The organism is Streptomyces sp. NPDC005752 (assembly GCF_040630715.1).
GTDB lineage: Bacteria > Actinomycetota > Actinomycetes > Streptomycetales > Streptomycetaceae > Streptomyces.
Genome location: NZ_JBEXYB010000012.1, coordinates 155,702 through 168,999, shown reverse-complemented (window position 1 = coordinate 168,999; position 13,298 = coordinate 155,702). Strand labels below are relative to the sequence as shown.

Sequence of the window (13,298 nt, the reverse complement as noted above, 5' to 3'; positions counted from 1 at the left end):
AATGCCCGGCATGGACGACAGCGACCTCACCGCGCTGACCGACCGCGCCCTCCGCCTGGCGGGCGGCGGCCGGCGCCGCATCCTCGGCATCGCGGGGGCACCCGGTGCCGGGAAGTCCACGTTGGCAGCCCGGATCGTCGAAGGGCTCCGGGGGCGCGCGGCCCTCGTCCCGATGGACGGCTTCCACCTCGCCGGGGCGGAACTGGAACGCCTCGGCCGGGCGGACCGCAAGGGCGCGCCGGACACCTTCGACGCCGCCGGATACGCGGCTCTGCTCCGACGGCTGCGGCACCCCGCAGGCCCCGACCCGGTGTACGCGCCCGCCTTCGACCGGACACTGGAGGAACCGGTCGCCGGTTCGGTGTGCGTCCCCGCGGACATCCCGCTCGTCGTGACCGAGGGCAACTACCTGCTGTTGGACGAGGGGCCCTGGGCGCCGGTGCGCGGACTGCTGGACGAAGCGTGGTTCCTGGACGCCGATCCCGGATCGCGGGTGAACAGGCTGGTGGACCGGCATGTCCGGTTCGGCAAGCCGCGCCCGTACGCCGAGCGCTGGGTGGCCGAATCGGACGAGCGCAACGCCCGGCTGGTCGAGCGTCACCGCGACCGCGCCGACCTCGTGGTGCGGCTCGGTCCAATCGGGTCCGGCGCGCCCTGAATCCCGCTCGCGTCCGCCCGGGCGGGCAGGCAGGATGCTGAGAGCCGCGCCGCGCCCCGCCAGGAGGACCTCATGCCCAGCAACGACCAGCCCCCGCCCTTCACGGCCGACGTCTACCGGGCCAGGATGGCCCGGGCCGTCGACTCCGCCGGGGCCGCGGGCCTGGCCGGCGTCCTCGTGGCACCGGGGCCCGACATGGTCCACCTCACCGGCTACCGGCCGACCGCGGACACCGAGCGCCTCACCCTGCTCGTCCTCAGGGCGGGCCACGACCCGGTCCTCGTCGTCCCCGCGCTCGAGGCGGCGGACGCCGAGCGAGCGGCGGGCGCGCCCGCCCTCACGCTGCGGGACTGGACCGACGCCGCGAACCCGTACACCCTGACCGCCGGACTGCTGCACGCCGAGGGCCGGTTCGGGATCAGCGACAACGCCTGGGCGCTGCACCTCCTGGCCCTGCGGCAGCTTCTCCCCGACACCTCCTACGTCTCCTTCACCGATGCCCTGCCGATGCTGCGCGCGGTCAAGGACACGGCCGAGCTGGAGAGGCTCGCCGCCGCGGGGGCCGCAGCCGACGCGACGTACGAGCAGATCCTGAAGGTCCGCTTCTCCGGCCGGCGGGAGAGCGACGTGGCCGCCGACCTGGCCGCACTCCTCATCGAACACGGGCACTCCCAGGTCGACTTCACCGTGGTGGGCTCCGGTCCGAACGGAGCCGACCCCCACCACGAGGCGGGTGACCGCACGATCGAGCAGGGCGACATGGTGGTCCTGGACTTCGGCGGGCTGAAGCACGGCTACGGATCCGACACCTCCCGCACGGTCCACGTGGGGGAGCCCACCGCCGAGGAGCAGCGGGTCCACGACGTCGTACGGGAGGCTCAGGAGGCCGGCTGCGGCGCCGTGCGGCCCGGAGCCGCCTGCCAGGACGTCGACCGGGCCGCCCGTGCCGTCATCACCGAATTCGGCTACGGCGAACGGTTCATCCACCGCACCGGTCACGGCATCGGTGTCACCACCCACGAGCCGCCGTACATGATCGAGGGCGAGGAGCAGCCGCTCGTGCCCGGGATGTGCTTCTCCGTGGAGCCGGGCATCTATCTCCCCGGCCGCTTCGGCGTCCGCATCGAGGACATCGTGACGGTCACGGAGACCGGGGGCAGGCGGCTGAACACCACCGCCCGCGAACTGGCGATCGTCGAATAGGGCCCGTGCTCAGTCCAGCGGCTCGCGGTGCCGGAACCGGTGCAGGACGTCGTACGGATAGGGCAGGGGGCGCTCGCTCGCCCCGTCCAGCCGCGCCGTCTGCTCCGGTGTCAGCTCCCAGCCCGCGGCGCCGAGGCTGTCGGCCAGCTGCTCGGGCGTGCGCGCCCCGACGATCGGTGCCGTGACGCCGGGGCGTCCGAGCAGCCAGCGCAGGGCCACCTGCGCCGGCGTGCGCCCGGCCTCCTCGGCGACGGCGACGACAGCCTCGACGACCCGCCACGTCTCCTCGTTGTCCCGTTCCCGCCAGGCCTCGCGGCCCAGCTCCCGCTGATAGCGCGCCTCACGGGTGCCGGGCTCCGCCGCGGTCATGCCCCGCCGGTACTTGCCCGTCAGCCAGCCCCCCTGGAGCGGGCTCCAGGGGATGACACCGACGCCCTCCGCCAGGCTCACGGGGACGAGCTCCCACTCCACCTCGCGCGCCAGCAGGTTGTACAGCGGCTGGAGGCTGACGTAGGGCTCCCAGCCGTTGTGGCGCGCCAGGTCCTGGCAGCGCTGGAGCTGCGAGGCCGAGAGGTTGCTCGCGCCGAGGTAACGCACCTTTCCGGACTTCACCAGGGTGTCCAGCGTGGCCAGCGTCTCCTCGGCGGGCGTCGTCGCGTCCCACACATGTGTCTGGTAGAGGTCGATGTAGTCCGTGCCGAGCCGCCGCAGGCTCTCCTCGACGGCCCGCACGATGTGCTTACGGCTCAGTCCGCCCGCGTTCGGCGCCTCGCCCATGGTGCCGAACACCTTGGTGGCGATGACGAGTCCGTCCCGGTCGCGGCCCTTCAGCCAGCGGCCGACGATCTCCTCCGACACGCCGTGCTGGTAGACGTCCGCGGTGTCGACGAACGTCCCGCCCGCCTCGGTGAAGGTGTCGAGGACGCGGTGCGCGGCGGTCTCGTCGGTGTCCTGGCCGAACGTCATGGTGCCGAGGCAGAGCTCGCTCACACGAAGTCCCGAACGGCCCAGAAAACGCTGCTTCATGGTGTCCCTTCCTTGGATTCCCGGTCCGGACCCTACGAGTTGAAGTGCACGCGAAGGCAAGGGAGTTGTTCACTCATCGGCCAGCACCACACACGACTCCGGGGGAAGGTGCAGCAGTCCGTCCGCGCCCGGAGCCGCAGCCGGCCCCCAGGCGGCCAGCACCCTGCCCCCGCCGGCCCGGTGACGGCCGGCTCCCAGCGGGATGGCCGCGGGCTTCCCCGAGAGGTTGACCGCGATCCGCAGATCGCCCCTGCGGTAGGCGATCCAGCGGGCCTCCTCGTCGTACGCCGTCCTCACCGCCGCCAGATCCGGATCGGAGAGGTCCGGCAGGGTGTGGCGCAGGGCGATCAGCTCGCGGTACCAGGCGTACAGCCGGGTGTGGGGCTCGCGCTCCGGTTCGCTCCAGTCGAGGCAGGAGCGCGCCCGCGTCGCCGGGTCCTGCGGATCGGGGACGTCCTCCTCGGCCCAGCCGTGGGCCGCGAACTCCCGCCGCCTGCCGTCGCGCACGGCGCGGGCGAGTTCCGGGTCGGTGTGGTCGGTGAAGAACTGCCACGGGGTGCGGGCACCCCACTCCTCTCCCATGAAGAGCATCGGGGTGAAGGGGCCGGTGAGCACGAGCGCGGCCGCGCACGCCTGGAGTCCCGGGGAGAGCCCGGCGGCGAGCCGGTCGCCGAGGGCGCGGTTGCCGATCTGGTCGTGCGTCTGGGCGTAGCCGACGAAGCGGTGGGCGGGTGACCGGGTGACGTCGACGGGGCGGCCGTGCACGCGGCCCCGGAAGCTGGAGTACGTCCCGTTGTGGAAGAAGGCCCGGGTCACGGTCTTCGCGAGTGCGGCCAGCGGGGCGGCCGCGAAGTCGGCGTAGTAGCCCTGAGGCTCACCGGTGAGCGCGGTGTGCAGGGCATGGTGGAAGTCGTCGTTCCACTGGGCGTGCAGTCCGATGCCGCCCTCCGTGCGCGGAGTGGTCGTACGGGGGTCGCAGAGGTCGGACTCCGCGATCAGCCCGAGCGGCCGGCCGAGCTCAGAGGCGAGTGCGTCGACGGCGGTGGAGAGCTCTTCCAGGAAGGTGAGCGCCCGGCCGTCGGCCAGCGCGTGGACGGCGTCCAGGCGCAGGGCGTCCAGGCGGTAGTCCCGCAGCCAGGCCAGCGCGCTGCCCAGGAGATAGGCACGCACCTCGTCCGACCCGGGGGCGTCGAGGTTGACGGCCGAGCCCCAGGGGGTGTGGTGGGTGTCCGTGAAGTACGGCCCGAAGGCCGGGAGGTGGTTGCCCGAGGGGCCCAGGTGGTTGTGGACCACGTCCAGGACGACGGCGAGTCCCAGACCGTGCGCCGTGTCGACGAAGCGCTTCAGTCCTTCCGGGCCGCCGTAGGGCTCGTGCACCGCCCAGAGCGACACCCCCTCGTACCCCCATCCGTGGGTGCCCGGGAAAGGACAGACGGGCATCAGCTCCACATGGGTGATGCCGAGGTCCACGAGATGGCCGAGCCGCTCGGCCGCGGCGTCGAAGGTGCCCGCCCCGGTGAACGTACCGACGTGCAGTTCGTACAGGACCGCGCCCGGCAGCCCGCGCCCGGCCCAGACGGTGCCCCAGGCGTACGCGTCCTGGTCGACGACCGCGCTCTCGCCGTCGGGCCCGTCCGGCTGACGGCGGGAGCGCGGATCGGGCAGCACGGGGCCCCCGTCCAGCGCGAAGCCGTAACGGTCACCGTCCGCCGCCTCGGCCTCCGCCGTCCACCAGCCCACGCGCAACGGGTCGTGCTCCATCGGCAGGCGGCCGCCCGCCGTGCACAGCTCGGCCGACCCGGCCTCGGGGGCCCACACCTCGAACTGCATCCACCACTCCTCGTCCATGCACCCGGCGCCTCGCAGGAGGCCCCATGATCGACGGAATTCGCACGCACGGCCCCGGGAGACTGGAGCGAGCCCGCAACCGGCCGTTAGGGTCTGGTCCTGATCATTGCCCTACCGGGTTCTGCTCATTCGCGGTGAGCCCGGGCAGTAATACGAGGTCCCCCTACGGCTGCTGGAGGCCGAGATGACCGTGCCGAGCTTCCCACCCGGCTTCCTGTGGGGCGCCTCCGCTTCCGCTTTCCAGACGGAGGGGGCCTTCGACACCGACGGGAAGGGGCCCTCCGGCTGGGACGCCTTCGCCGCACAGCCCGGCCGGATCAAGGACGGCACCGACACCACCCGCGGCACCGGCTTCCACGAGCACTACCGCGAGGACGTCGCCCTGCTCGCCGGCCTCGGGGCGGACGCCTTCCGCTTCTCCATCAGCTGGCCCCGGGTCGTGCCCGGAGGCAGCGGCTCGCTCAACCCCGCCGGACTCGACTTCTACGACCGGCTCGTCGACGAGCTCTGCGCCCACGGCATCACCCCGGCCCCCACCCTCTACCACTGGGACACCCCGCTCCCGCTGGACGAGGCGGGCGGCTGGCTCAACCGCGACACCGCCTACCGCTTCGCCGAGTACGCGGGCATGGTCGCCGAACGCCTCGCCGACCGGGTCCCCATGTGGATCACCATCAACGAACCGGCCGAGGTGACGATGCTCGGCTACGCCCTCGGCGAGCACGCCCCCGGCCGCACGCTCCTCTTCGACGCCCTGCCGGCCGCCCACCACCAGCTGCTCGCGCACGGGCTCGCCGTACGGGCGCTGCGCGCCGCCGGGGCCGGCAACATCGGCATCGCGCTCTCCCACTCGCCCGTCTGGACCGCCGGGGACACGGACGAGGACCGTGCGGGCGCGGAGCTCTACGACACCCTGACCAACTGGCTGTTCGCCGACCCCGTCCTCACCGGCCGGTACCCCGACGAGGGCTTCGCGGCCCTGATGCCCGGCCCGGTCGAGGACGACCTCAAGATCATCTCTGTCCCCCTCGACTGGTACGGCGTCAACTACTACAACCCGACCCTGGTCGGAGCGCCCAGGCCGGAAGCGCTCGACTCCTTCTCCGGCTACTCGATGCCGGCCGGGCTCCCCTTCGGCATCAGGGAGATCCAGGGATACGACACCACCGACTTCGGCTGGCCCGTCGTCCCGCAGGGGCTGGCCGAGACCCTCGGACAGCTGCGTGACCGCTTCGGGGACAGGCTGCCGCCCGTCTACATCACCGAGAACGGCTGCGCGGTCGACGAGCCCGTCGCCGACGGCCGCCGCATCACCTTCCTGGAAGGGCACCTGGAGGCGCTGCGCACGGCCATCGACGCGGGCGTCGACGTGCGCGGCTACTTCACCTGGTCACTGACCGACAACGTCGAATGGACCGAGGGCGCGAGCAAACGGTTCGGCCTGGTCCACATCGACTACGAGACCCTGCGCAGGACCCCGAAGGAGTCCTACGCCTGGTACCGCGACGTGATCCGCGCCCAGCGCACGGGTGGTCCGTCCCTCACACCAGGTGAACGCGCTCCTGGGTGATGCGGTGGCCGGCCCGGGCGAACGCGGCGGCCATCGGCACGTTGCCCCGGTCCGTCGCGCCCGCGACGGCCGTGGCACCCTCGCCGGCGAGGAAGCGGGTGCATTCGACGAGCAGGTCGTAGCCGTAGCCGTGCCCGCGCGCCTCGGGGACGACCCCGATGAAGCCGATGCACGGACCACCCGGATTGCGGGCGGGCACATGGATGCCCACGAGTCCGCCGTCCGGGGTGTGGGCGAGCTGCCACCAGGAGCGGGGCGAGGGACACCAGTTGAAGAAGTCCAGCTCCTCCTGAGCGGCCTGCTCGAGACCGCCCGGCCCCTCGATGGCGCGCAGGGCGTGGGCATCCAGCGTTTGTGAGTGGACCCGCCGCAGCACGTCCAGGATGACCGCGTCGTCGGGTTCCTGGCGGAACTCCAGCCTGCCGGGCCGCTCCGGCAGGCCGTCCGCGGGAGTCCACTCGTAGCGGTAACGCTCGACCAGCGGCTCCATCCCCGCCGCCTGGGCCGCCGCGATCCGCGCCGAAGCGGCCGCCCGCACCTCGCGGATGTCCCGCCAGTTCGGCGGCACGATCAGCTCGTACTCGACGGACCACGGGGCGCGGCGCAGCAGTTCGGTGCCCGCGGCGTCCTCGCCCTCGGCGAAGTCGAAGTGGTTGAGGAGCACGGGCTCGGTGTCCTTGGGCCCGCCCCACCAGGCCGCCCTGGCGACGACCACGCCGTCGCGCAGAGCGACCCAGGTCCACTCGGGGCGGTACTCACCGCCCTCGTGCACGGTGGCGTAGCGGTGGCCGAACGCGGCACGGCCGACGAGCGTACGGCCCTGCAGGGAATCGAAGAGATGTGCGTCGCTCCGGGTGAGCGAGCGGATGACCGGAACGGTCATGGTGGTGTCCTCCGGGACTCGGCGCCCCCGGTCAGACCGAGTCCGACACCGTCCTGCGGACGGAACGGGAGCGCGTGAACGTGGTGTCAGGGGTGGTGCTGAGGTCACGCACGTGTCTCGCCTCCTTCCTTGTCAGGCGTCCGGGCCGAGGCCGGCCAGGGGTCCGGACGCCGACGATACGGGCCCCGGCACGTCGGGTCCACCGCTTTACGGCCGGCCCCACCCCGTCGAAGGCGCGCTCGAAGTCGACGCCGCCCGGACGCGGGCAGGACGTCGTCGTCGGGACGTCGTCCCGGCTGGTCGCCACTTTGACGCTCTTCACCTCCTGCGTGCCGGGCCCGTGCCCCTGCACGCCCACGGCCCGGCCGGCGCCGGCAGCCTGCGGGGGAGGACGGCTTCGGGGCGATAGGCGAGTGCTCTCGCTCCGCTGCCACGCAGGTCAGGGAGGCCGGAAACGGGCATCGTCTGGACACCTCGGTCCTGTCGGCCCGACAATCGGTACCGTGACGTCCTCCTTCGAGCCCTACACGTATCCCGCGCGGCTGTCCGACGCCCAGCGCGACCGTGTTCTCGGCGTGCTCAGAGACGGCGCCGCCCAGGGCAAGCTCTCCCACGACACCTTCCTGCGGCGCATGGAACTGGCCCTGACGGCCCGGCGTCCGGAAGAGCTGGCGGCGCTCACCTCCGATCTTGATTCCGGCGGGCGCTGGTCGCGCGGCCTGTTCCGCGCCGTCGGCGGGGTCTCCGCCTTTCCGGCCCGGGTGCGCAGGGCATGGCAGTCCGAGCGGCTGCCGAAACTCCTGCTGCCGGTGCCCGGCCCGCACCCGCTGCGCATCGGCCGTGACCCGGGCAACGGACTCCGGCTCAGCCACGAGACGGTGTCCCGGACGCACGCCGAACTGACCGCGCACGGCAGCCGGTGGATCCTGCGTGACCTGGGCTCGACGAACGGCACGTGCGTCAACGGACAGCGGGTCGTCGGATCGGTCGTGGTGAGCGACGGCGACCAGGTCAGCTTCGGCCGGATGACGTTCCGGCTCAGCGCGTCCCTTCCCGTGCCCCCGTCCTGACTTACGGTCAGGGTCAGGGCGCCCCGTGGCGACGCCCGGGGTTCCTCAGCGCCGTACCGGCGACGCCCTGACGAGAAGCGCCACCGGACGGTCCGCGAAGAGCCGAGCCACGGGCACCACAGGCCCCGTGAACTCCCCGCCGGGCGCCAGGAGATCGGTCCACGGCCCCTCGTCCGGCAGCGTCAGCTCCGTGTCGCGCCAGCCGCCCTCCTCGTCGAGGCGCAGCGACAGCCGGGTCACCGCCGTCACCACCTCACCGGACCGGCAGAAGGCCAGACAGTGCGCCGCTGCGGGTCCCCGTGCCGCCAGCGGTGTGTAGACGCCCCTCTCGCCGAAGACCTCCGGCCGCTCCCGGCGCAGACGCAGCGCGGTCGTCGTCAGCGCAGCCTTTTCACCCTCGCCCCCGGCCGGCCTGGTGAACGGACGCCGGTTGTCGGGGTCGACCAGCGCGATGTACTCCCGCTCCGTGCCCTGGTACAGATCGGGCACGCCGGGCATCGTCAGATGCACCAGCGCGGCACCCAGCACATTGGCCCGGGCGAAGGGGGCGAGGGCGTCCGCGAACCTCGTCATCATCGACCGCGCCTCACCCGTGTCACTTCCCGGACCGGCCGCCACGAAGTCGGTGACCGCCCTTTCGTAGACCGGATCCGGCTCGGTCCAGCTGGTGAACAGGCCCGCCTCACGCACGGACTTCAGCAGGGCGGGCTCCAGCCTGCCCGCCATCTCGCCCGCGGGCAGGCCCGCGCAGCCGTACGCCGACTGCCAGGCCTGCCAGGCCAGCTGGGGATCCGGGGCCGGTACCGAAGCGGACCTGGACAGCTGCGCCACCAGCGAGGACCACCGCTCGGGGCACTCGGAGAGGACCGCGATCCGGGCCCGCACGTCCCCGCTGCGCTTGGTGTCGTGCGTGGTCAGCACCGTGCCGGTCGCCGGCCAGTCCCGCGCGATGCGGGCACAGAACGCGTGGAACTCCTCGGGGCTCACCGCCGGCCGGCCGGGGTCGCCGCCCACCTCCGTCGCCGAGATCAGCGGAACGTAGCGGTAGAACGCCGTGTCCTCCACCGACTTGGCGTGCAGCGCGGACGCCGTCTGCGCGAACCGGGCGCAGAACGCCGCGTGTGCCGGCCCGTCGCCGAGGCGGCCCAGCGCCAGATCCCGCACCACTTCGACGGCCTCCGACTCCCGGGCGACCGAGAACACCGCCCTGGCGTCCCGTACCGCCTCGGCCGGCAGCGTCGACTCGGCGATCTCGGTGAGCGGGCCCCCCGCCGTCACGTACGGCCGGTAGACGGGCACCCGCACCAGCAGTTCGCGCACCGCCGTGTGGAGCGCCCACGGTGCGTGGTCGTGCAGTGCGGGGCTCCCGGCACACACCTCGACGGCGAGGCGGGTCAGCCACTCCGTCTCGGCCGCCAGCTCATGGGTGACCACGCGGTACGCCGCACGGCGCACCGTCGCGGTCCAGTAGCCGCCGCGGTCCCCGGGAGGGCCCGCGAAGTCCCGGTAACGGCCGAGCAGGTCGGCCGCGCCCATCGGGTCGGTGAACAGACCGTCGATCCGGTGCAGCGCGTCGTACCCGGTCGTCCCCGCTACGGCCCAGCCGGCGGGAAGGGGCTCGGAGCCGGTGAGGATCTTCTCCACCACCGTCCACCGCCCGCCGCTCTCGTCGCCGAGCTGTCCCAGATACGCGGCCGGGTCGGCGAGCCCGTCCGGATGGTCGATGCGCAGCCCGTCGACGACTCCGTCGCGGACCAGTTCCAGGATCTTGCCGTGGGTGGCGGCGAAGACCTCCGGATGCTCCACCCGCACGCCGATCAGATCGGAGATGGTGAAGAAGCGCCGGTAGTTCAGCTCCGTTCTGGCCAGCCGCCACCAGGCGAGCCGGTAGTGCTGGGCGGCCAGGAGTTCCGGCAGCGGCAGGTGCGCCGTGCCCTCGCGGACCGGGAACTCCAGATCGCCGTAGCGGAGCACGGCGGTGCCGTCGCCGCGGGTACCCGGCTCGAAGCTGTCGCTCTCCTCGCCGACGCGCCCCGCCAGCACGGGCAGCAGCACCTTCCCGCCGCCCGCCGCCCAGTCGATGTCGAACCAGCGGGCGTACGGGGATTGAGGGCCCTCACGCAGCACCTCCCACAGCGGCAGGTTGTGCCGGGGGGCGGCGGCCATGTGGTTCGGCACGATGTCCAGCACGATGCCGAGGCCGTGGGCGCGGGCCGTGCCGGCCAGCTCCCGGAGGCCCTCCTCGCCCCCGAACTCGGCCCGTACCGCGGTGTGGTCGACGACGTCGTAACCGTGCCCCGAACCCGGCACGGCCTCCAGGACGGGGGACAGATGCAGATGGGAGACGCCGAGGTCGGCGAGATACGGCACGGCGTCGGCGGCGGCGGCGAACGGGAAGTCCGGTTGGAGCTGGAGCCGGTACGTGGCGGTGGGCGTCATGGACTCGTACGTACCCAGCCCGGCGCCGCTCTCCCACCTTCCGGGCCACCGGGCACCGGCAGGGCGGTACCCGCCCGGTGCCCGTCACCCCTTCGGCCTACGCCGGACGCTTGAGCACGGTCAGGCTCCGCCCGACGAGCGTCACCCGCTCGCCCGCCGACACCTTGGGCCCCGCGCCCGGCGGCACCCCGTCCGGGACGGCGGTGTCCACGACGACCTGCCACTGCTTGCCGTGGTTCATGGGCACGGCGAACTCCAGGGTCTCGGCACCCGCGTTGAACATGAGCAGGAACGAGTCGTCGGCGATCCGCTCACCGCGCGGGCCCGGCTCGGAGATGGCGTGGCCGTTCAGGAAGACCGTCATGGCCTTGGCGTGCGCCGCCTGCCAGTCCCGCTGGGTCATCTCCTCACCCCGGGGGGTGAACCACGCGATGTCGGACAGCTCGTCGTGCGTGCCCTCGACCGGACGGCCGTGGAAGAAGCGCCTGCGCCGGAAGACCGGGTGGTCCCGGCGCAGCCAGACCATGGAGCGGGTGAACTCCAGCAGGCTGGTGTCCGTGCCACCCGCCTCCTCGTCCCCGTCCTCGGCGCGCGAGGCGGCGGACGGGTCGGGCCAGTGGACCCAGGAGAGCTCGTTGTCCTGGCAGTAGCCGTTGTTGTTCCCCCGCTGCGTCCGGGCGAACTCGTCGCCGTGGCTCAGCATGGGCACACCCTGGGAGAGCATCAGAGTGGCGACGAAGTTGCGCATCTGACGGCTGCGCAGCTCCAGGACCTCCTTGTCCTCGGTCTCGCCCTCCGCCCCGCAGTTCCAGGAGCGGTTGTGGCTCTCGCCGTCCCGGTTGCCCTCGCCGTTGGCGTCGTTGCGCTTGTCGTTGTACGAGACCAGGTCGTTCAGTGTGAAACCGTCGTGGCAGGTGGTGAAGTTGATCGAGGCCAGCGGGCGTCTGCCGTCGTCCTGGTAGAGGTCGGAGGAGCCCGTGAGGCGGCCGGCGAACTCCGCGAGGGTCCGGGGCTCGCCCCGCCACAGGTCCCGCACCGTGTCCCGGTACTTGCCGTTCCACTCGGTCCACAGCGGTGGGAAGTTCCCCACCTGGTAGCCGCCCTCGCCCACGTCCCAGGGCTCGGCGATCAGCTTCACCTGGCTGACCACCGGGTCCTGCTGTACGAGGTCGAAGAAGGAGGACAGCCGGTCCACCTCGTGGAACTGGCGTGCCAGGGTCGCGGCGAGATCGAAGCGGAAGCCGTCCACGTGCATCTCGGTCACCCAGTACCGCAGCGAGTCCATGATCAGCTGCAGGACGTGCGGTGACCGCATGAGCAGCGAGTTCCCGGTGCCCGTGGTGTCCATGTAGTACTTCGGGTCGTCCGCCAGGCGGTAGTACGAGGCGTTGTCCAGGCCCCGGAAGGAGAGCGTCGGACCGAGGTGGTTGCCCTCCGCGGTGTGGTTGTAGACCACGTCGAGGATCACCTCGATGCCCGCCTGGTGCAGCGCCTTCACCGCCTGCTTGAACTCCAGTACCTGCTCGCCCCGGTCACCCCAGGACGCGTAGGCGTTGTGCGGGGCGAAGAAGCCGATGGTGTTGTAGCCCCAGTAGTTGGCCAGGCCGGCGTCCGCGAGGCGGTGGTCCTGGACGAACTGGTGTACCGGCATCAGCTCGATCGCGGTGACACCGAGCTCCGTCAGATGGGCGATGATCTCCGGATGAGCGAGCCCCGCGTAGGTGCCGCGCAGTTCCTCGGGGAGGCCGGGGTGGAGCATCGTCAGGCCCTTCACATGGGCCTCGTAGATGACCGTGCGGTGGTAGTCCGTACGCGGGCGGCGGTCGTCGCCCCAGTCGAAGTACGGATTGACCACGACCGAGCTCATCATGTGCGGTGCCGAGTCGAGGTCGTTGCGCTCGTCCGGCTTGCCGAACGGATAGCCGTACACCGCCTCGCCCCACCGGATCTGCCCCGAGATCGCACGGGCGTACGGATCGAGGAGCAGCTTCGCCGAATTGCAGCGCTGCCCGTGCTGCGGCTCGTAGGGTCCGTGCACCCGGAAGCCGTAACGCTGTCCGGGCATCACCCCGGGCAGATACGCGTGGCGCACGAAGGCGTCGGTCTCGCGGAGCTCCACCGCCGTTTCTGAACCGTCGTCGTGCAGCAGGCACAACTCGATTCGGTCGGCAGCCTCCGAGAAGACCGCGAAGTTGGTTCCGGCGCCGTCGTAGGTGGCGCCGAGCGGATACGCGTGTCCCGGCCAGACCTGCATAGATAGGACTCTTCCACTTCGGATCCGGGTTCTGGGGGGTTTTCGCCCCGATACTCCCCGAAAGACGGTCCTGTACCTAGTACGTCGGCCGGTGCGGCCGGGTCCCGTCGCCACGATCCCGTCGGCTCGGTCAACCTGGGACACCTGGATGTCGCCCGGACAGGGGGCCCGGGCCGCCGGGCGGCTCCCGCGTCCGGTTCACGGCGTGCGAAGGGGTGCGCAATCGCTATGAACCATCTCACTCCGCCCGATCTCACCGCAAGGAACGGATCCGTCAATCAGGGGAGTTGAGTAAGGACCCTGTGCATCCTGCTGCACCGGCTCCCGCTACCGGAGTACCCTTCCTT

At 72.0% G+C, this 13,298-nt stretch carries 9 protein-coding genes; 4 read left to right on the top strand and 5 right to left on the bottom strand.

All coding sequences use genetic code 11. The features are described 5' to 3' along the window. Positions 1-10: 10 nt before the first annotated feature. Together ABZ441_RS13070 and ABZ441_RS13065 are read left to right on the top strand one after the other, a co-directional pair. Positions 11-658, top strand: coding sequence for a nucleoside/nucleotide kinase family protein (locus ABZ441_RS13070; RefSeq protein WP_358971976.1), 648 nt, complete (start codon positions 11-13; stop codon positions 656-658). A 72-nt stretch (positions 659-730) separates the two neighbouring features. Next, a complete protein-coding gene (locus ABZ441_RS13065) occupies positions 731-1,861 on the top strand; it encodes an aminopeptidase P family protein (protein ID WP_358971973.1) in 1,131 nt (376 codons plus the stop codon). Between the two features lie 9 nt (positions 1,862-1,870). On the opposite strand, the gene ABZ441_RS13060 is transcribed toward ABZ441_RS13065, so the two are convergent. Further along, entirely contained in the window at positions 1,871-2,887 is a 1,017-nt protein-coding gene (locus ABZ441_RS13060) for an aldo/keto reductase (RefSeq protein WP_358971970.1), read from the bottom strand. A 69-nt stretch (positions 2,888-2,956) separates the two neighbouring features. Continuing rightward, positions 2,957-4,717, bottom strand: a complete 1,761-nt coding sequence (gene treZ / locus ABZ441_RS13055) for a malto-oligosyltrehalose trehalohydrolase (protein ID WP_358972045.1) — start codon at positions 4,715-4,717, stop codon at positions 2,957-2,959. A 202-nt stretch (positions 4,718-4,919) separates the two neighbouring features. Here treZ and ABZ441_RS13050 point away from each other — a divergent pair, with 202 nt between their 5' ends. Continuing rightward, entirely contained in the window at positions 4,920-6,305 is a 1,386-nt protein-coding gene (locus ABZ441_RS13050) for a GH1 family beta-glucosidase (RefSeq protein ID WP_358971967.1), read from the top strand. Here ABZ441_RS13050 and ABZ441_RS13045 read toward each other — a convergent pair. Next, entirely contained in the window at positions 6,277-7,188 is a 912-nt protein-coding gene (locus tag ABZ441_RS13045; protein WP_358971964.1) for a GNAT family N-acetyltransferase, read from the bottom strand. The two genes, ABZ441_RS13050 and ABZ441_RS13045, sit on opposite strands and share 29 nt — an antisense overlap. Before the next feature lie 503 nt (positions 7,189-7,691). Here ABZ441_RS13045 and ABZ441_RS13040 point away from each other — a divergent pair. Next, positions 7,692-8,258, top strand: a complete 567-nt coding sequence (locus ABZ441_RS13040; RefSeq protein ID WP_358971961.1) for a DUF1707 and FHA domain-containing protein — start codon at positions 7,692-7,694, stop codon at positions 8,256-8,258. Between the two features lie 45 nt (positions 8,259-8,303). On the opposite strand, the gene treY is transcribed toward ABZ441_RS13040, so the two are convergent. After that, positions 8,304-10,697: a malto-oligosyltrehalose synthase gene (gene treY, locus ABZ441_RS13035; RefSeq protein WP_358971958.1), complete on the bottom strand. Its 2,394-nt coding sequence runs from the start codon at positions 10,695-10,697 to the stop codon at positions 8,304-8,306. Between the two features lie 97 nt (positions 10,698-10,794). Beyond that, entirely contained in the window at positions 10,795-12,951 is a 2,157-nt protein-coding gene (glgX, locus tag ABZ441_RS13030) for a glycogen debranching protein GlgX (protein WP_358971955.1), read from the bottom strand. Between the last annotated feature and the right edge of the window lie 347 nt (positions 12,952-13,298).

What these genes read in the sequence shown, in the direction of transcription:
- ABZ441_RS13070 (WP_358971976.1), top strand. Translation starts at nt 11, where the DNA reads ATGGACGACAGCGACCTCACCGCGCTGACCGACCGCGCCCTCCGCCTG.
- ABZ441_RS13065 (WP_358971973.1), top strand. Translation starts at nt 731, where the DNA reads ATGCCCAGCAACGACCAGCCCCCGCCCTTCACGGCCGACGTCTACCGG.
- ABZ441_RS13060 (WP_358971970.1), bottom strand. Translation starts at nt 2,887, where the DNA reads ATGAAGCAGCGTTTTCTGGGCCGTTCGGGACTTCGTGTGAGCGAGCTC.
- treZ (WP_358972045.1), bottom strand. Translation starts at nt 4,717, where the DNA reads ATGCAGTTCGAGGTGTGGGCCCCCGAGGCCGGGTCGGCCGAGCTGTGC.
- ABZ441_RS13050 (WP_358971967.1), top strand. Translation starts at nt 4,920, where the DNA reads ATGACCGTGCCGAGCTTCCCACCCGGCTTCCTGTGGGGCGCCTCCGCT.
- ABZ441_RS13045 (WP_358971964.1), bottom strand. Translation starts at nt 7,188, where the DNA reads ATGACCGTTCCGGTCATCCGCTCGCTCACCCGGAGCGACGCACATCTC.
- treY (WP_358971958.1), bottom strand. Translation starts at nt 10,697, where the DNA reads ATGACGCCCACCGCCACGTACCGGCTCCAGCTCCAACCGGACTTCCCG.
- glgX (WP_358971955.1), bottom strand. Translation starts at nt 12,951, where the DNA reads ATGCAGGTCTGGCCGGGACACGCGTATCCGCTCGGCGCCACCTACGAC.